The following is a 17,607-nucleotide window of genomic DNA, read 5'->3' as shown; positions in this document are numbered from 1 at the left end:
CCGGTTCAGGGCGGGCGGACGAAGGGGACTCCTTCATCCGCCCGTGGTTTATCGGCCCAAACGATTTTCAAGACAACCTTACGGCTTGCTTTTGTCATACACCATTGAAGGAGAGCCAAAGATGACCGCAACCAACACCGTGGGCCAATGGCGTCCACGGGAGAAGCCGTTCAAGAAGTTCGTGGTGGCCTCCGCCATGCTGGCCCTGGGAAGCGCCATGGAAACGGCCGCCATTCTGGACGAGGACGTGCGCAAGGAAGTCGAGACCTGGAAAGACCCCATGACCGTCATGTTCGAGGTTCTTCCCGCCGGGCCCTACATGGTTCTGGAAAAAAAAGGCGGGCGACTTCGCTACCTTGGCACCAAAAAGGCGGCTGCGGACCTGGTCATCAGCTTCAAGACCCTGGAAGGCGCGTTTCTGGTGATGTCCGCCCAGATCGGCACGCCCCAGAGCTACGCAGAGCACAGGGCCACCCTGAAGGGCGACGTCTCCAGCGCCATGAGCCTCATCCGCTGCCTGAACATCGTCCAGGCCTACCTCTTCCCCAAAATAATCTCCCAAAGGGTCTTGAAGCGCGTGCCTCCAATGAGTCTCAAGAAACACGCCATCCGCGCCGTCATTTACGCATTGGGAGTACCCTACGGCTTACGCAAACTGTGACGCGCCGGATCCACGCGCAACCAAACAAATCCTGGAGGACTTAAATGATCAACATTCCTTCCTATTACGAGTTTTCCAATCCCGTGAAGGTGATAGCGGGCAAGGTGGCCGTTGACAACGTGGCCTACGAGCTTGACCAGCTCGGAGCCAAACGCCCCCTTCTGATAACCGACAAGGGCGTGGTGGCCGCCGGCCTTCTCCAGATCGTGGTGGACGGGTTCGCCGGAAACGACGTCACCATCGGGGCCGTTTTCGAGGACACCCCCCCGGACTCATCCAACCTCGTGGTCAACTCCGTGGCCAAAATGTTCCGGGAGGCCGGATGCGACTCCCTGGTGGCGGTGGGCGGAGGAAGCGTTTTGGACACCGCCAAGGCCGTGAACATCCTGGTGACCGAGGGCGGCGACGACCTTTTGCAGTACATGGGCGCGGAAATCATCAAAAAGCCCCTAAAGCCCTTCATCGCGGTTCCCACCACGGCGGGTACGGGCTCGGAGGTCACCTCGGTTTCCGTGGTTGCCAACCCGGACAAAAAGATCAAAATGGCCTTCACCTCGTTCCGGCTCTTCCCCAACGTGGCCATTCTGGATCCGCGCATGACCCTCACCATGCCGCCCAAGATCACCGCAGCCACCGGCATGGACGCCCTCACCCACGCGGTCGAGGCGTTTTCGTGCAAGCAGAAGAACCCCCTTTCCGACGCCTATGCCGTGACCGCCATCGCCCTTTGCCGGGACTACCTGGTCCGGGCCGTGGCCGACGGAAGCGACAAGGAGGCCCGCTTCGCCATGGCCAACGCCTCGCTCCTGGCCGGGGTGGCCTTCACCAACGCCATGGTGGGCGTGGTTCATTCCCTGGCCCATGCGGCGGGCGGAGTATGCCACGTTCCCCACGGAGTGGGCAACGCCATCTTCCTTTCGGTGGGAATGGAATACAACTTAGACGTTGTGGCCGACCACTACGCCGAGCTTCTCCTGCCCCTGGCGGGCACGGACGTTTATCTTGCGACCCCCCCGGCCAAGCGCGCCCAGAAGGCCATCGATACTGTAAAGGCCCTAAACCGCGAGCTGAACCGCCTGTGCGGGCTGCCCCTCACCCTTAAAGATGCGGGAGTCCCGCGTAACAAGCTGGAGGACATCGCCGCCACCGCCATCAACGACGGCTCCCACACCTTCAATCCCAAGGAGTTGGAATACAACGACGCCCTTTCCCTCATCAAGAAGGCCTTCGACTGATAAATGCCCTTGTATAGCCCATAAAAAAGCCCGGCCTTTTAAGGCCGGGCTTTTTTGTTTGCGCCGGAATATCGGGCTCACCTGTCTTCGGGCTCTGTCGGGGAAATTCCCGTTTCGGTGATTCCCTGTATGTAATAGTCGGGGTCCTGGAGAAAATTCAGAAAAATCACCACGAAAGCTATGGCCGCCTGGATCATCAGGTTTTTGTCCGCGTAGAGGGCGTCCAGCCTTCTTTTGCGTTCGAGCGACAGGGCCTTGCGGATTTCCTCCATCTCGTCCTTGGTTCTGGCGTTGACGGGGACTTCCTCGCGGGGAGGGTCGAAGTAGGCGGAGAAAAGGCCGTCCAGGCGGTGGCGCTCGTCCGGTATGGTGACCATGTTCAGCCGGTCCGAGGCGCAATAAGACATGGCGTCCAGTAAAAGCCCGCGCGGGTCGTCCAGCATCTTTTTGTGAAAGGTCCAGATGTGGAGATAAATGCGCATGGCCTCGTTGAGCGAAGCCACGGCAAGGGAGTGAAACAGGATGTCGAAGCCCTGGCCCGCAACCACGAAGCCCTTTTGCCGCACAAGGGACAGCAGGACGGCGTTCTTGAACAGCGTGTAAAGCCTCCACGCCCCGTTGAGGGGCCCTGGCGGCGGATGGATCTCAGCCTTGGGAGGCTGCTCAACCGTGCCGGAAAAGAGGTTTGAAAAAACCACCTCGAAAAAATTCATCTTTTCCCTTGGCTCGTCCAGGTCGATCCGCATGTCCATTGTGTTGTCGAGCCGGTCGGCGAGCTTGGCCCGCACTATCACCGCGCTTTCGCCGGGGGCTTCCAGCACGCGCCCTATATATTGGTAATACGATTCGCTGTCCCGGCGCGTTAAGCGCACCAAGCGGCTGAAAATCTGGTGCCCCAGGGGCTCGTCACCGGATTTGAACAGGTATTCGGTGAACTCCCGGCTCATGAGATCGCACCAGCTTTTGTCATCCACACGGAACTCGTACACGTCCTCAAACAGGTCGTGAAACATCTCGGTCAGCACGTCGGCCAGTTCGATCCTGGTCATGGCCCTGCACAAAAGGGCGCAGGCCCTAATTGGATGAAGCACGGCGGGCGTCCCAAGTTTCCTGGGCTTTATGGGCTTGTAGGCCTGCATCAGAAACTCGAGCGCCCTCATGAGCACGGCCTTGTCCGAGGTGCTCACGTATTTCATGTCCGTGATGTATTTCAATACATAGTGGCGGGCCGAGGTCTTTGATGAAAGGTTGTAATGGAGGGAGCGCGATAGGCTGAAAAATTCCGAAAGATCGTAAAGATGCATGGATGCTCCTTGACGGACGCCTGTTCATCCGCCGGTGTTGATGGTTTTCACTTTTCGGAATGATTTATAGCCGAAGTGCGGATTAAAAAAAAGCCCTCCTGGGAAGGACATCGTAACGCTTCCTTACCACAATACCTTCAACACGCCGGATTTTTTGATCAAATTCCTTCCTTCTCCCCCTGGTTTCCTTCCGGCCCTTCATTTTCCATAGCGCTTTCTTCACCGCCTCCTGTTCCCAGAGGCTCATTCCCGCCTTCATGCGGGCCTTTGCCTGAAAACGAGTCGCCGTAGCGGGTCTTGAGCTTGGATGCCTTGCTCATGTGCATCCAAAGGCCCCCCTTGCTGAAGTTGATCCAGGCCCACCTGAGCCAGCCCACCAGGGAGAAGGCCAGCCACAGGGACCAGGCCAGCATGAGCACCCGGAATATCCACATGGGCAGCCAAATGATCCCGGTTCGGGGCATGTCGCCCGCTATCCTGTCGCAGGTCCAGTTGAACTGGCTCTGGTCGGAGCCGTTGCCCGCGACCGCCATGTCGGGAATGCCCAGAAGCCCGGAAAGGGTGGCGTCGAAAAACCCGCCCAGGGCCACAAGAGTCAGGATCACCAGGAAAACCTGGCCCCGGTTGAACGAGGACGGCGAAGCAGGGGCCTTGTGGGCCATGCCGCGCGAGCGGAGCGCGACGAACCACATCACCACCGCCAGGGCCAGTATTGATGAAGCCTGGGTGAGGCCCAGGCCCAAAAGTATCCACTGGCGGGTGCGAAGCGGCGTTCCCGGAAGCCTGCCCAGAACGAACGCGAATAAAAGCACCAGGGCCAGGTACCGGTAAAAGAGCACGGCGGGCCCAAGGCTTGGTCCTATGGTCCACAGTATCCAGCGGTCATGGGGAGGCTCCACGGAAACGGTGGCGTTCACCGCCTCCGAGCCCAGGCCGACCGAATCGGTGCGGTACAAAAAACCAAGGCTCTTGGAAACGGTCCATTCAAGGTCTACCTGCTGCGCGCCGGGCGCAAGGGCCACCAGAACCTTGTTGCCGGAAACCCGCACGGGCTGGGCCTGGCCGCCCACGGTGAGCTTTTCCAGGTCAACCCCAGAAGGCAGGGTAAGAGGATGCTGCCCACCCTGGCTGGAGCGGATGACTACGGTTAGCGACCCTTTCAAGAGGCGCTCGCCCGCTGACCAGGAAAGATTCGCCCTGTCGATGGTGAGGACCTTTCCGGCCACCGGCTTCGGCTTGGTCACCGAGACCGAAAGCCTCTCGCCGGGCCAGGGCTTCCACATGGGCTGCCATACCCCCTGGTCCTGATGGCGGATGACTGGTATCCCGGAAAAACCGGCGTGCCAGATGGGCGCCACGTTGAATATCCAGGTCTCGGTCCAGGGCGCGTTTTCCTGGGCCTTCAGCTCTATTCTCGGCGAGATGGAAAGGGTGGAGGAAAAAAACACCTCCTCCACTTCGGGATTAAGTGTCACCACCGCCCTGCCCTTTTCCACCGGAATCCCCGCCTGGGTTACGCTTTCGCCAGGCAGGAGAGGCACCAGGGCCACCACCGCGACACCCACCGGGCTCACCCGGCTTATGGTGGTTATTACCGTCCAGGTGCGCGAAAGGGAAAAGACCCTTTCCACGCTGAGAAACGCGGGCAGCTTGTTTTCCTGGCCGGAGTCTTCCGCAGCCTTTTCACCGGCCTTTCTTATGCGGGCCAGATCGATGGAGGCCCCCACCGAGCCGTTTTCCAAAATTCCGAAAACCTCCCAGCCCGTGGCCGAAACCGTGGCCCTGTGGGGCTTTATGGGAAGAGGAATGGTGATGGCGCTCTTGTCGGCGATCCCCCCCAAAAGGGCCACGCGATGCACCCCCGGCCCAAGATGGACCCACAGGACCCCGTCCTTGTCCTTCAAAAGGCCCTGGGCGATATTCCCGTCCACCATCACCTGGACCGCCATCCAGCTTTTCACCCCGCCGGGCAGGGGAACCGCCACGGATGCCGCAGCGTGGATTTCAAGCAGAAGCAAAAGGGTGTCCGGGCTTACAGTAAGCTCCATGGCCGGGCAGTCAACGCAAGAGGGAAAGCAGTCGGAGGGCGCAAGAAGCCTTCTCCGGTATTCATCCAGAAGGCTTTCCGAGGGCGTGGGCACGTTTGACGGCGCTAACGGATTCACGGCTTCCTGCCGCGCATCCGCAGCTTGTTGAGCCTCAGCCGTAGCCTGTACCGGAGACTCCTCCACAGGCTCGGTCGCCCAGGCCCGGCCACCCGCCCAGAAAAGGGCCAGGGCGAAAAAGGCGGCGATGACGGCGATTGTTGCGGCAGATGACGGATTTGGGGACGGATTTGGGGACGGATCGGAAGAATCGCCCCTCGGTCTTGCTGCGAATTTTTTAAAGCGGTTGAGCCACCCGGCCCCGGCGATGAAAACCGCAAGGAGCACCACAAGGATTATGGTGCGCAGAAAGCACAAAATTCTGAAAAGCCAGGGTGGACACAAAAAAAGCCTGAGCGTCTGGCCGCGCTCCACCGAGCCGGTCCAGTTGAGTTGAACCGAGCCGAATTCCCAGCCCGGCAGGCCCGGACCTGTCTGAATAAGGGCCTCTGGCTCGTTCAGGAGGTCCTGGGCCTTCTGCCTGTCCCAGTACGCTTTGTCCCCCTTTTTCGGCATGCCTGACCAACCTGTCCCATCCGTCATCTCTCTGTCATCAGATTTACTCATATCCGCAGGTTCCGGCGGAGCGAAGGCCACAGGCCTCTCGTCAGATGAAACGGTCGGGCCGTCCCCAACGGTCCCCGCCATTTTGAACTCACCGCCACATCCCGGAAGACCTGACAGCAGGTCCAGTATCGAAAAGGCTCTCGAAGAAACACTGGCGTTCTGGAGGTGCGGATAAAAACCATACAGAAGCTGCTCTTTCACGAAACCCACGGAAATGAGGGCCAGGATCACCAGGGCGAGCTTTCGCCACTTTTCGGAAAAACGCCTCATGGCGCCTTCGGGCAGGACCTTCAAAAGCGCTATGGGCGCGAAAAGAAAGAGCCAGAGAAAAAGCGGCGCGCCCGGCTCCCTGTGTGAAATGGCCAGGAAAAGAAGCAGCACCCCGGCCCAGAGGCCGCCCGCAAGGCGGTATGCGGCTATGCCGGTCAAAAGGACCACGAAGAAATCGAAAAGGTTCCAGTCGGAAAGCCATGAACTGGACACGTAATCCGGCCCCAGGGCCGCCAGGAGCTTCCAGCCGGGTGGAAGGCGCAGCTCGGTTGTCACTCTGTCGAAATCGTGGTCCCAGCCCACTGCGGAGAGCCGCGATACGGAGCCCGTAAGCCTGGAATCGGCTGAAAGGTTAAGGCTTCCCCGTCGCAATTCTACTCCGGGAATTTTCCGGTCGGTCTGGGCGGTGATGAGAAGGTCGGTTTCAGGCCCTTCCTGCGCGCCTTCCTCTTGGTTTTCCTGGTTCTGGGAATTTTTCAGGGTAACGCGGCCCAAGACCACGGGCGGGTTCATGGCCAGGGACCAGAGCCGGTTCATGGAACCGCTTATCTCATCATGCACCGTGTAGCCCTTCCCGGAAAAATCCAGCCATAGGGTACGCGTGAGGGTGAGCCTGTTTTTGGGCGGCGTCGGGTCCCCCCGCCTGAGCTCCTCGAAGCTCATGGACTGGCCCTTAGTCACCGCATAGGCCGGGAAGCCCTTCCACTCGGCAGGGGCGTCCGCAAGGGCCGGGTCAACTGTGGCGAGCCCGGCGACGCGCACCATGCGAAGGTCGTTTTGAGGGGAAAAAGACCATATCTCGGTGCCGTTGGGGCATTCCACCGGGCCTATGGCCTTCATGGGGGCCTTGAAATAGGATGTCACTATAAGGGTGAAACGCCCGGGCCGGGCCTGGAGCGAAAGAACGCCGTCCGGGGCTATTCTTGCGGGCAGGCTCGATTCAAGCTGCATGGGTGTGGCTTTCGGGAGCATGAGGCCAGGAAGGGCCAGCTCCCTGGCGCTTCCCCCCACCTCCATGAGGATGCGGGTCACCACCTTCATTGGTATGGTATCTTCAACCAGGCGATAAACCCTTACCGACAGGGTGTCCTCCTCCTTTTTACCGGTGGCCCGGCGCTCCACCCAGAGGTTTCCGCTTAGGTCCAGAACCGGGTTTTCCACCCTGCGCCCGTTGATGGAAAGGCCCACGAGCCCGCTTTCGGGCGGCACTTTTATCATTTCAGGCACTGCCTTCCACGCGAAGCGCCCGGCCACCCTGTGCCGTCCGGGCGCGAGCAGGACGCTTGCCACCCCTTCCCGGTCCACGGCAAAGGCGGGCTTGTTGTCCACGGTGACGCCCTGGGGCCAGATTTCGGCGCTTCCCGGAAGCGGGGCCCAGGCCCTTGTGAACACGAGCCACTCCTGCACGAACTCGCCGCCGGTCGGCTCCACGGAAATATTCAGGGTTGACGGCCACACGCACCTGTGGGAGTCGGAATCGTTGTACACCGAAGGGCAGAGTTCCTCGCCCGCGTCATGCAAAACCCAGCCCTTCCAGGCGGCGAGATCGGGCGGGGCTGGTACGCTGTTCACCTCGCCTGCGAAAACGGAGCAGGAGAGAAAAAGGGCAAAGGCGAGCACGATCCCGGCGGTCCAAGGTCTTGAAGACATAATGACGCTCCCTTGTTGGTTCGGCAAAATTTTCGGCGGGCTTTTGGGGGAAGCACTATGGAATTATGACAGCCGTAACGCGTGGAGTCAATGGACCTTTGGAGAATCCGTTTCAGCATGCGAAGGCATGTTCCCGCCGTGCTGTTCTTGCGGCAAGGGATGAGATTTTTCTTGACTGGAATATTATTCTGGATTATAAATCCACTCTAAGGAAGGCCCAATGAGAAAAACCGGCTCCGTCAACGCATCCACCACAGAAAAAAGGCGACACATCATTTTTTCGGCGCTAGCCTCCTTTAACATGAAAGGCTTCACCGATGCCTCAATGGAGGATATCCGCTCCCGTGCGGGGGTTTCCAACGGAAGCCTTTACCATCATTTCAAAAGCAAGGAGCAGTTGGCCGCCGCAGTGTATCTCGAAGGGATAAAGGATTTTCAGGCAGTTGTGATCGAGGCCCTGAACAAGGCGGATTCCGCCAAAAATGGCGTGGAAGCCCTGGTATTTGCCCATCTTTTCTGGATGGCGGAAAACCCGGACTGGGCGCGTTACCTTGAAAGAATGCGCCACGCCTCCTTCATGAAGGAAAGCGAAGGCGCCATCAGCGAGGCGAACCGCATTTTCGGCGCGGCCATGTGCGGGTTTTTCGAGCGCCACATGGAGTCTGGCTCGATAATACGGCTCCCCCTTGGGGTCGCAATAGCCCTGGTGCTCGGACCCTGCCAGGAATACGGGAGGCTTAGGCTTTTGGGGGTGACGGAAGACGAGTGGAACAGGGCCGCCCGGGAGATAGCAAGGGCGGCGGAGCGCGCGGTCTGCGCGGACTGAAGGCCGGGGCGGGGTAACGGCCCGGCCTGCATTGAAAAATGGGGGAAGGCCATGAAACTTCTGGATGACAGCGATGTAAAAAAACTTCTGCACAAGGGCTGGATGACCCACGACGCCATGTGGTTCTATCACAGCGTCCTGGAAAGCGGCATTGAAACGACCAACAGGATAAATCGCGCCGCCGTGCGTTCGATGGCGAAAATCGAGGCCAAGCGAATCCTGAAGGCCTCAGGTCTTGACGAAGTAGCTTCCATGGGCGCTTTCAAGGCTCTGATGGAGATAGTCGACCAGGTGGTGCGGGCCGAGTTCATGAAATTTGAAATCGAGTTTCCATCCGAAAACATGATGCTGGTCACCATGCCCCAATGCTTCGCGCATGACGGCATGGTGAAAATGGGCATGGCCGGTCAGTATCAGTGCGGTATTTTCGAGCGCTTCTGGGGCTGGCTGGACGCCCTGGAAATCCCCTACGATTTCTCGCCCAAGGTTTTGGGATGCATGATGCACGAGACGGGCCGGTGTTTCAGGGAAATCAGACTCGACTTCGATAAAAAACTCAAATCGGCCGCATAGGCAAAAAATACGCGCGGCGAAAAATCCTCCGGGCTGACGGAGAACATTTCGCCGTGCGGTATCGACCGGAAGAATGGGGAAGGCTGAAAACTCATCCCCCCATCAGGGCCGGGATGAATTCCGCAACCAGTCTTTTGGATTCGGATTCCGTGTCAAAGGGGCTCTTGCCGGAAACGTCCGCCTCGATGAGGCTGGGGTCGTATGGGAGAAAGCCCAGGATTTCGAAATCCGAGAGGTTTTTCCGCAAAAACTCCCTGTCCGCCTCATTTCTCACCTTGTTCCCGACAATGGCTATGCGGTCAAGCTTTATCTGGCTGGCGAGTTCCCGCACGTGGCGGGCTGTTTCAATGCTTCTCTGGCCCGGCTCCACCACCACGATGAGCTTGTTGACCGCCATGGCGGTTCCGCGCCCAAGGTGCTCGATTCCGGCCTCCATGTCCATGACAACCACCTCGTCGCGGGCAAGTATTACGTGGCTCACCAGGACCTTCAAGAGGGTGCTTTCCGGGCAGATGCATCCGCCTCCTCCCTTGGCCACGCCTCCCAGGCGCATCAGCTTGATGTTGCCCAGCTTCGCCGAAAGCGCTTCGGGGAGGTCGTCCACCTTGGGGTTCAGCTTGAACCAGCCTCCCATTCCCGGCTTGGACTCGGTGCGCTCGTAGATGAGTTCCTTCATCTCGCTTATGGGCACGATCTTGTCGGCGTCTTTGATCCCCACGGCGGAGGCCAGGTTAGCGTCCGGGTCGGCGTCTATGGCCAGGACCTTTTTTCCCATTTCATCCAGGGTCCGTATGAGAAGGGCGGAAAAAGTGGTCTTGCCCACCCCACCCTTGCCGCTCACCGCGATCTTCATTCTTAAGCTCCTTTCAGTGAAAAACAAAAAGGCCTTGCGCCTTCACGCTTTCTGACAATATAACGCCCATATTCCCCATGCGCAAACTTTTCCGCGTATTTATTTCCGCGTATTTTTTGGGGCTTGGGCGCGGCCCCGCCCGGCTTTTTCATCTTCCTTGCATCCGGGAGACAAAATGTGTTTTCCTGGATTCCGGGAAAATGTTAAGATTTACGCTCTCATTGCGCTTCATGATGCGCCGTGTTCCCGGCGGTCGGCGACTTTTTTGCGAGGTCGGTTCCCATGCCCATCAAACTTTATACCGTGATTTACAGCGGCGAAACGCTTTCGGGCAAAGACCCAGCCGAAGTCCGGGAATCCGTGAAAAGCCTCCTGGAGCTTTCCCCAAAGGACATCGAGAGCCTGTCAACCGGCAGGCCCGTGGTTCTTTTGAAGGACGGCGACAAGGACGAGGCCATGAGCCTCAAGAACGCCCTTTTGAAGATAGGCGCGCTGGCTGCGGTTCAATCGGCGGTTCCCAGGGCCCCCAAAAGCCCGGAGGGGCCGCTGACCCTTCTTGACATGTGCCTTCCCGAATCCGGGGGCGACCCCTGCGCGGGAAGTCCGGGCCCTGCCCCGGAGGCACCGGACGAGTCTTCGGCAGCCCAGGCGATCCGGCCCGACCCGGCGGCAAGCGGCGTCGATGCCTCCGTGGAAGATGACCTGAAGGACCCGGATTACGCGGCGGCCATTCTGGACCTTGCGGCCAGCGCTCCGGGACAGATGGCCAAGGCCCTTGGAAGCGGCTTTAAGCGCTGGGCAAAAGCCGCCTTCGGGCGGGCCGAAGAAACCGAAACAGAGCCCGACCGCATGATCCAGTCCATTGCAACGGGCTCCTTTTTGGGGATGTGCCTCACGGTTCCGGGGGCACTGTACGGCTACCTGGCCCGATCCGACCTTTTTTTCGGGATGAACTGGTGGCGAACGGCCATATGCATAGCACTCGTGGTACTGGTGGTTCCGTGCTCCCGCCGGTTCGGCCTTAAGGGCTTCGCGGTTTCCGGCTTGGCCGGGCTCACCGCCATCCTGGCCCTTTCGGGGGGCAGGCTCACCCCCTTGTGGCTCTTCACCGTTCTTGCAAGCCTCTTTGTTTTTCTGGGCCTTGCCGCCTTGGCAGGAGCCGCCCTGGGAGCGGCCCTGGGTTTTCTGGCCTGGGAATGGGCCGAAAAACGGGACGATAAAAAAGACGCGGACGACCCTCTGGTTTAGCCTTGATTTTGCCTTCTTCATCGGGTATCAAGACCAACTGTCTTGATACCCGATTCCCCCTTTTCCGGAGCAGCCGCCAAAAATTCGCGGCCCGGCGTCTCACGGAAACTTTCGGTGCAGCAGGAAACAACAACCATTACTTAAAGGAGAAGTCATGTTCACGAAAAGGCCGGTCCTGGGATTTTGCATCATGGCGGTGGTTATTGCGTTCATCAGTCTTGCCGGTGTTTCCTGCGGAAAGGAAAGTTTCGGCGGAGTTGGCCTCAACGTGGCCCAGCTGTTCGATCCCAAGGTTCCGGGCAACATGGGCCCCCTGGTTGTGCTTGACGTTCTTCCCGAAACTCCGGCGGCTGCCAAGGGTGTGGAGCGCGGCGACGTCATAATCAAGATCGACGGCAAGGACACCGAAGGCCGCGATTTCAACGAGTTGGTGGGCTCCATGAAGGGCGAAAAGGGGACTGCCGTCACCCTTACCGTGAAAAGGGCCTCTGCGGCAAAGACCCTGACCATCGCCATCACCAGGGGCGAGATCGACGAGAAGAGCTCCGAGGCCAAGGCCCCGGCTCCGAAAAAGGCCGAAGAGGCCAAGAAGGAAGAAGTGAAGAAGGAAGAGCCCAAGAAGGACGATGAGAAGAAGGACGAGAAAAAAGAAGAGAAAAAGGCTGACGAGCACGCCGAGAAGGCGTCCCACTGATAGCCTTTGAATGATGCCGGATTCGGGGCTCTTAGGCGTAAAAGCCCCCTCTTGTCCGGCAATGCAGATGAAGGGCGGATGGGCCTTATGGCTCAGCCGCCCTTTTTGTTTCTTATCAGCCTGCCTAAAAACGCGAACTGCGGTGTCGAGCTTCAAAGCCAATTCCGTCACGTACCTTAAGTACCCTTATTCATTGGCTTTTCGCTCTCCTTGCATTTCATCGTTTTTATTCAGGCTTCGTATCGAGCCTTTTTCAACGGGCTGTTATGGTGAACTTGAAAAATCCGGCTCCGGCCTTCAAAAGCCGAAGCAGGCTTTTTGGGCTTTTGATGGCGCGGCCAAGGTACCTGCCCATTGAACCCCGGCGCAAGTAAAATGCGCGGGCGAATCTCCGCTGGGCCGCCACCAGTGCTTCCAGGTCCGGCCCGTCCGAAAAGGGGTGGGGCGTGAGAAGATTCATGGAGGAAAAATCTGGCGACGGGCATTTTCCGTCATAGATGGCGGTGCCTGGAAAGGGCGTGGCGAAAAAGACGGCGCAATCGCAAAGGGGCAGGCTTTTTGCGAAGGAAATGGTGCGGGCCATGCTCTCTTCGGTTTCCCCCGGAAGGCCCAGGATGAAAAAGCCCTTGGCCTCCATCCCGGTCCTCCTGGTGAGGGTGACGGCCCGCCTCATCATATCGGGCGAGGTCCCCTTGCAGGCCCTTGTGAGGACTTCCTCGTCCGCCGACTCCAGGCCGAAGGAAAGCCGCCAGCATCCCGCTTTTTTCATCAGATCGAGGAGCGCCGCATCCCTCACCGAACCCGCTCTTGCGGCGGCTGACCAGTCCAGGTTCAAGCGCCTGTCGAGAAGAATCCGGCAAAAAGTCTCTATCCTTTCCGGGTCGGCCAGAAACTGGTCGTCCTCGAAAACAAGCTCCCTCACCCCGTGCCGGCGCACCAGCATCTCGGATAGTTCTGCCATGTAGAAGGCCGAGTGGAACCGGGGTGTCCGCCCGAAAACCGAGCGGTCGCAGAAGGTGCAGGCTCCAGCGCATCCCCTGCTGGTCACGCAGTGGGCCGACGGGCTTTTACGGTAGTTGAACACAGCCGGACGGAAGGCCCGTGGAAAGCCTGGCAGAAGATGCCAGGCCGGAAACGGCAGGGAGTCGAGATCGGAAATCATGGTTCGGCAGGCTGTGCGGGTGACGGCCCCGTTTGCGCGAAGGGCCAGACCAGAAACGCCCGAAAGCGGCCTTTTTGCTGAAAGGGCGGATACCAGCTCGGAAAACGCGGCCTCGCCCTCACCTATCACAACGGCGTCGAAGGCGGGAAAGGCGGACAGGGTCCCTTCGGGGAGGGCCGTGGCGTGGGGGCCTCCCAGAACGATAAAAAGGCCGGGAAACCTCTTTCTGACCGCTCCGGCCAGGCTCCCGGCCCTTGAAATGACCGGGGTGGTGGCGGAAAGGCCCAGCACGTCCGGCGAAAAGGCCGCCACGCGGGCGATGACCTCCTCCTCGGAAAGGCCTTCCGCCACGGCATCCGCCAGGGACACCCTGTGTCCCGCCGCCTCGCACACGGCAGCCAGGGACAAAATCCCAAGGCTTGGCAGGTTGGCCCCTGCTGCCGCAAGCGGGCCGTAACGCTCTTTCGCCGGATGCGGGGGCGTTGCCAGGAAGATCCTCGCCATTCCGCCCCCTTCTTATTTCGCGGATAGCTCCGCTATGGTGGGTGCGCGCCCGTCCCAGTTTTTCAGAATCCTGCCGTCCCTGACGAGAAGGTAGCGCGGGGTGGTTGGCGCTGAGCCCAGAAGCGCTGAAAAATCCTGCTGGCTCACCATGAAAAGCGAAAAGGGCGGAGCGAAAAGTGACACGAACCGGACGACCTCCGCAGGGCTGTTGGGGCAAAGCGCCACTACCTGCGGGAGACCCGGTGTCCGCGCAATTTCGTTTACAGCCGGGATGTCGCTCCGGCAGTGGTCGCAGCCGGTTTCCATGACGAAAAGGAGGTAGTCCCCCTTGTGCAGATCAGGGGAATTGGGGGCGGAGAGGACAAAGGCCGGAAGCGGGGCTCCGGGCAAGGGCGGATTCAGAACCGCCGAAGGGGAAAAGCCGAAGGCGAAGGGCAAAAAAATTCCGGCGAGACCGGCGGCAACCACGACCAGAAACCTGGGAAGGGAACCGTCGGACGGGGCTTTCCGCACACAGAGCCAGGAAATGGCTATGACCGCCAGGATGGCGAGGTCTTCCACCAGTCCTTCCGAGGGGGAGCGCTTGACAAGGGAGCCGAAGCAGCCGCAGTCCTCGGTTGTTCCGGCCTGCCAAGCCCAGAGCACGGCGACGATGAACAACAGCATGAGGGCGGCGGCGGCGTAAAGACTGTGCCGAAGACGCCAGCCAGCCACAAGGGCCGCACCAAGGGCGAGTTCCAGGGCCAGCAGGCCCCAGGCGGAAACCAGGGCCAGGGGTTGGCCGGTGATGATGCCGTAGGCCGAAAACTCCCTCACGAAAGAGGAGAGGTCAACCACCTTGGCTCCGCCCGAAACCAGGAACATCACCCCAAGGCACAAGGCCATGAGCCTTCCGGCCCACTCCGTCTTCTTTCCGCTCATGCTTTTTCCATTCATGGGGACGTGGGCGCCAAAAGGTTGTCCTCTATTATCCTTCTGCGCACCGCCTGGGCAGCCAGCGCATCACCCTTGGCGCTTGTGTGGGCGTCCACCGGGAACAGATAAAGGGACGAGACGTCCGGCTCCTTCTCGAAAACCGCCGTAAGGTCGAGGTAGGCGATTTTGGCGTCCCGGCAGAGCCCTTCCAGGACCCTGTTGGTGTTCTGCATGGGCGGATTGTTGAGCTGGGCCGCGTCGGGCACCAGGACCACAAGAAATTTCGCACCCTTGGCGTTCACGGCTTGGTCGAGCTCCATCAGGTTGTCCGAAAAGGCCGCCACCCTGAATGACTCGGTGAGAAAGGAGCGGTTCAGGCGGTCGAAGTGCTCCTTGCGGCCCTCCACCGTATGCACCCAGTCCACGGTGAGGTAGCGAAGGCGCGCCGAGAACTGGGCGTAAACGTTCACTATGAAATTGACGAGGTGGCTGTTGAACGGAAGGCCGGTGGAAGACGGGCGGTAGTCCCTGTCCTTACCTGACATGGCGTTTTCGTAATAATTTTTGATGCAGTTGGGTTCGGTGCAGCCTTCGGCGTCGTCCATGAAGAAAAAGTAAATCACGAGGTCCGGCTCGTAACGGATTCCTGTTTCCTTGAACCAGGTGAGGCTCTGGTAGATGTTGTAGCCTATGACCCCGCCGTTCACCACGTCAACCGGAATGCCCGAACCGGTCAGGAGTCCTTCCAGCCGCCTTACGTATGTGTCTTCGATATCCAGTCCCATTCCGAAGGTGAAGGAATCCCCAAGGCAGACAAGCCGCCGGACTCCTTCGGGCTTTTTCCATGTCCGCTCGCGGTCACGTAAGCCGTGGGAATTTATCTCCACGTCGTAACGGGCCGAGGCCCTGTAGGAAAGGCCGGGAATGAGTTCGTACCCAAGCAGGGGGGACGGCCTCCGCCAGGCCGAAAGCGCCGACTGGCTCGCTATGGGAACCGGCCAGAGGCGAAGAAACCCCTCTCCAAGGAAAAGGGAAAAAACAATGGAGGAGACCAGAAGGGCGAGGTTCTTTTTTTCCAGGCTGAGGCAGAAGCGCAGGAAAAGGAGAAAGAAAAGTATGGCCAGGGGTTTTCCAGGGTCGGACGCCGAAACGTTCACGCCCATGAACCGGAACTCGAAGAGCGCCCCGCCCCGCCACAGTGTGGCCAGAAAAAGCACCGCGTAGGCCAGGACCCCGATGTTCAGAACCCATTCGGCCACGGCCACGGCCTTGCTCAATCGGGATTCGGTAGTCAAGATGCCTCCGTGCAGGTCTTGCCTGAATTTTCCGCCTTAAGCGAGCCGGGCGCGTAGCCGTGGGCGATGGGGCAGCGCCTGCCCTCGCCGAAGGCCTTGGGGGTTATGCGAAGCCCCACTGCGGCCTGCCGCCTCTTGTACTCGTTTCGGACCACCCGGCGTATCACGTCATCCACCACCGAAGGAGCGAAGCCAAGCCCTGCTATGGCATAAGCCTCAAGCCCGTCTTCCAGGTAGGACTTCAGGATGGCGTCCAGGTCGTCGTATGGCGGCAGGTCGTCCTGGTCCTTCTGGTCCGCCTTCAGTTCTGCGGACGGGGCCTTGGTCAGAATTTTCGTGGGGATAACCTCCCGCGAGCGGTTGACGTAACGCGAAAGCTCGTAAACGGTGGTTTTCCAGAGATCGGAAATCACCGCCAGCCCGCCGCACATGTCTCCGTAAAGGGTGCTGTACCCCACCGCAAGCTCGCTCTTGTTGCCCGTTGAAAGCACCAGGGCTCCGTGGCGGTTGGAAAAGGCCATGAGGATCATTCCCCTTATGCGGGCCTGGATGTTCTGCTCCACAAGGGTGGGCGCGCTCCTTGAACAGATGCCCGGCAGGTTGTCGAGATAGGCCTCGAAAAAAGGCGTTATGGGTATGATATCATAGGCCGTGGAAAGATTTCCGGCCAAAATGCGGGTGTCGGAAAAATTGTCGGGCGATGTGTAGACCGAGGGCATGAAAAGCGTGGTGACGTTGGGTGGCCCCAGGGCCTCGGCTGCTATTGCCGCCGTGAGGGCCGAATCGATGCCCCCGGAAAGCCCTATCACCGCGCTCCTGTAGCCGCATTTTTTCACGTAATCTCTCGTACCCAGAACCAATGCCCGGTACAGGGCCTCTGTGTCGGTTTCCGACTGGGGGCTTATGCCGCCCGTCCCGGTCGGGGGGGCGCAGACGGCCAGGTCTTCCGCAAAATCAGCCCCAGCAGCCACCAGCCTGCCGGTCGCGTCGTGGGCGGTTGAAGATCCGTCGAAAACCAGGTGGTCGTTTCCGCCGACCTGGTTCACGTAAACGGTGAATACCCCGTACTTTTTCGCCGCGTGAGCCATGAGGCTTCTGCGCAGCCTGTACTTTCCGGCGTGAAAGGGCGAGGCTGCGACGTTTATTATCAGATCCGCCCCCTCGATGGCCAGGGCCTCCACCGGGTCCCAGGTATAGAGCCTTCTGGGAAAGAAATCCGCGTCGTTCCAGGCGTCCTCGCAGATGGAAAGGCCCAGGGTCCGCCCCTTGTAGGAAAAGACCTCGGCATCGAGGCCCGGCCTGAAGTAGCGGGTTTCGTCGAAAACGTCGTAGGAGGGCAGAAGCCTCTTGTGGGCGGTGTGGAGGATTTCGCCGTCCTCGAACAGGACCGCCGCGTTGGCGATGGGCAGCCCTGCCTCGTCCGCGATCCTTTCGGGATAGCCCGCGATCACCCCTATTCCGCGCACGTCCTTCACAAGCCCCCAAAAGGCCCTCTCGCAGGCGTCCAGGAAATCGCTCCTTTCCAGAAAGTCCCTGGGCGGATACCCGCAGAGGGAAAGCTCTGGAAAAACGGCGAGATCGCAGCCCGCTTTTCGCGCCTTTTCGCAGTACTCGCGTATTTTTGAAGCGTTGGCGCAAAAATCCCCTATTACGGGATTTATCTGGGCCAGTCCGATTTTCATGTCCATTCCTTGAAAAAGCGCTCC

13 protein-coding genes are annotated in these 17,607 nt (G+C 59.6%); 6 read left to right on the top strand and 7 right to left on the bottom strand.

What is annotated here, in order from left to right; all coding sequences use genetic code 11:
• The first annotated feature begins 121 nt into the window (after positions 1 to 121).
• On the top strand, positions 122 to 661 hold the full coding sequence (locus HZB23_12650) for a hypothetical protein (protein ID MBI5845505.1): 540 nt from the start codon (positions 122 to 124) through the stop codon (positions 659 to 661).
• A gap of 44 nt (positions 662 to 705) precedes the next feature.
• Positions 706 to 1,896 carry an iron-containing alcohol dehydrogenase gene (locus HZB23_12645; protein ID MBI5845504.1) on the top strand — a complete coding sequence of 397 codons (1,191 nt, stop codon included), beginning with the start codon at positions 706 to 708 and terminating at the stop codon, positions 1,894 to 1,896.
• A gap of 77 nt (positions 1,897 to 1,973) precedes the next feature.
• On the opposite strand, the gene HZB23_12640 is transcribed toward HZB23_12645, so the two are convergent.
• Complete coding sequence (locus tag HZB23_12640; protein ID MBI5845503.1) at positions 1,974 to 3,200, bottom strand: hypothetical protein; 1,227 nt, start codon at positions 3,198 to 3,200, stop codon at positions 1,974 to 1,976.
• A gap of 158 nt (positions 3,201 to 3,358) precedes the next feature.
• Positions 3,359 to 7,831: a hypothetical protein gene (locus tag HZB23_12635; GenBank protein MBI5845502.1), complete on the bottom strand. Its 4,473-nt coding sequence runs from the start codon at positions 7,829 to 7,831 to the stop codon at positions 3,359 to 3,361.
• Positions 7,832 to 8,051: 220 nt separating this feature from the next.
• Here HZB23_12635 and HZB23_12630 point away from each other — a divergent pair, with 220 nt between their 5' ends.
• Positions 8,052 to 8,657, top strand: a complete 606-nt coding sequence (locus HZB23_12630; protein ID MBI5845501.1) for a TetR/AcrR family transcriptional regulator — start codon at positions 8,052 to 8,054, stop codon at positions 8,655 to 8,657.
• Between the two features lie 51 nt (positions 8,658 to 8,708).
• Positions 8,709 to 9,230, top strand: a complete 522-nt coding sequence (locus HZB23_12625; protein MBI5845500.1) for a hypothetical protein — start codon at positions 8,709 to 8,711, stop codon at positions 9,228 to 9,230.
• A 91-nt stretch (positions 9,231 to 9,321) separates the two neighbouring features.
• Here HZB23_12625 and HZB23_12620 read toward each other — a convergent pair whose 3' ends face one another.
• Positions 9,322 to 10,083 carry an AAA family ATPase gene (locus tag HZB23_12620; GenBank protein MBI5845499.1) on the bottom strand — a complete coding sequence of 254 codons (762 nt, stop codon included), beginning with the start codon at positions 10,081 to 10,083 and terminating at the stop codon, positions 9,322 to 9,324.
• A 282-nt stretch (positions 10,084 to 10,365) separates the two neighbouring features.
• Here HZB23_12620 and HZB23_12615 point away from each other — a divergent pair, with 282 nt between their 5' ends.
• Positions 10,366 to 11,331: a hypothetical protein gene (locus HZB23_12615; GenBank protein MBI5845498.1), complete on the top strand. Its 966-nt coding sequence runs from the start codon at positions 10,366 to 10,368 to the stop codon at positions 11,329 to 11,331.
• Between the two features lie 154 nt (positions 11,332 to 11,485).
• The gene (locus HZB23_12610; protein MBI5845497.1) at positions 11,486 to 12,025 is read left to right on the top strand and encodes a PDZ domain-containing protein; all 540 of its coding nucleotides are present in this window, start codon (positions 11,486 to 11,488) and stop codon (positions 12,023 to 12,025) included.
• 253 nt (positions 12,026 to 12,278) lie between these two features.
• On the opposite strand, the gene HZB23_12605 is transcribed toward HZB23_12610, so the two are convergent.
• The 4 genes from HZB23_12605 to HZB23_12590 are packed head-to-tail and all read right to left on the bottom strand — an operon-like array spanning position 12,279 to position 17,583.
• A complete protein-coding gene (locus HZB23_12605) occupies positions 12,279 to 13,691 on the bottom strand; it encodes a cobalamin B12-binding domain-containing protein (protein ID MBI5845496.1) in 1,413 nt (470 codons plus the stop codon).
• 12 nt (positions 13,692 to 13,703) lie between these two features.
• The gene (locus tag HZB23_12600; protein ID MBI5845495.1) at positions 13,704 to 14,612 is read right to left on the bottom strand and encodes a DoxX family membrane protein; all 909 of its coding nucleotides are present in this window, start codon (positions 14,610 to 14,612) and stop codon (positions 13,704 to 13,706) included.
• 11 nt (positions 14,613 to 14,623) lie between these two features.
• The gene (locus HZB23_12595; GenBank protein ID MBI5845494.1) at positions 14,624 to 15,901 is read right to left on the bottom strand and encodes a hypothetical protein; all 1,278 of its coding nucleotides are present in this window, start codon (positions 15,899 to 15,901) and stop codon (positions 14,624 to 14,626) included.
• On the bottom strand, positions 15,898 to 17,583 hold the full coding sequence (locus HZB23_12590; GenBank protein ID MBI5845493.1) for an NAD+ synthase: 1,686 nt from the start codon (positions 17,581 to 17,583) through the stop codon (positions 15,898 to 15,900). Before HZB23_12590 ends, HZB23_12595 begins: the two co-directional genes overlap by 4 nt.
• Positions 17,584 to 17,607 lie beyond the last annotated feature (24 nt).

Source organism: Deltaproteobacteria bacterium, assembly GCA_016235345.1.
Classification (GTDB): domain Bacteria; phylum Desulfobacterota; class Desulfobacteria; order Desulfobacterales; family Desulfatibacillaceae; genus JACRLG01.
The sequence above is the reverse complement of the archived record's forward strand: the minus strand, read 5'-3'. Positions and strand labels throughout refer to the sequence as shown.

What these genes read in the sequence shown, in the direction of transcription:
- HZB23_12615 (MBI5845498.1), top strand. Translation starts at nt 10,366, where the DNA reads ATGCCCATCAAACTTTATACCGTGATTTACAGCGGCGAAACGCTTTCG.
- HZB23_12630 (MBI5845501.1), top strand. Translation starts at nt 8,052, where the DNA reads ATGAGAAAAACCGGCTCCGTCAACGCATCCACCACAGAAAAAAGGCGA.
- HZB23_12600 (MBI5845495.1), bottom strand. Translation starts at nt 14,612, where the DNA reads ATGAGCGGAAAGAAGACGGAGTGGGCCGGAAGGCTCATGGCCTTGTGC.
- HZB23_12650 (MBI5845505.1), top strand. Translation starts at nt 122, where the DNA reads ATGACCGCAACCAACACCGTGGGCCAATGGCGTCCACGGGAGAAGCCG.
- HZB23_12605 (MBI5845496.1), bottom strand. Translation starts at nt 13,691, where the DNA reads ATGGCGAGGATCTTCCTGGCAACGCCCCCGCATCCGGCGAAAGAGCGT.
- HZB23_12640 (MBI5845503.1), bottom strand. Translation starts at nt 3,200, where the DNA reads ATGCATCTTTACGATCTTTCGGAATTTTTCAGCCTATCGCGCTCCCTC.
- HZB23_12625 (MBI5845500.1), top strand. Translation starts at nt 8,709, where the DNA reads ATGAAACTTCTGGATGACAGCGATGTAAAAAAACTTCTGCACAAGGGC.
- HZB23_12645 (MBI5845504.1), top strand. Translation starts at nt 706, where the DNA reads ATGATCAACATTCCTTCCTATTACGAGTTTTCCAATCCCGTGAAGGTG.
- HZB23_12590 (MBI5845493.1), bottom strand. Translation starts at nt 17,583, where the DNA reads ATGAAAATCGGACTGGCCCAGATAAATCCCGTAATAGGGGATTTTTGC.
- HZB23_12610 (MBI5845497.1), top strand. Translation starts at nt 11,486, where the DNA reads ATGTTCACGAAAAGGCCGGTCCTGGGATTTTGCATCATGGCGGTGGTT.
- HZB23_12635 (MBI5845502.1), bottom strand. Translation starts at nt 7,831, where the DNA reads ATGTCTTCAAGACCTTGGACCGCCGGGATCGTGCTCGCCTTTGCCCTT.
- HZB23_12620 (MBI5845499.1), bottom strand. Translation starts at nt 10,083, where the DNA reads ATGAAGATCGCGGTGAGCGGCAAGGGTGGGGTGGGCAAGACCACTTTT.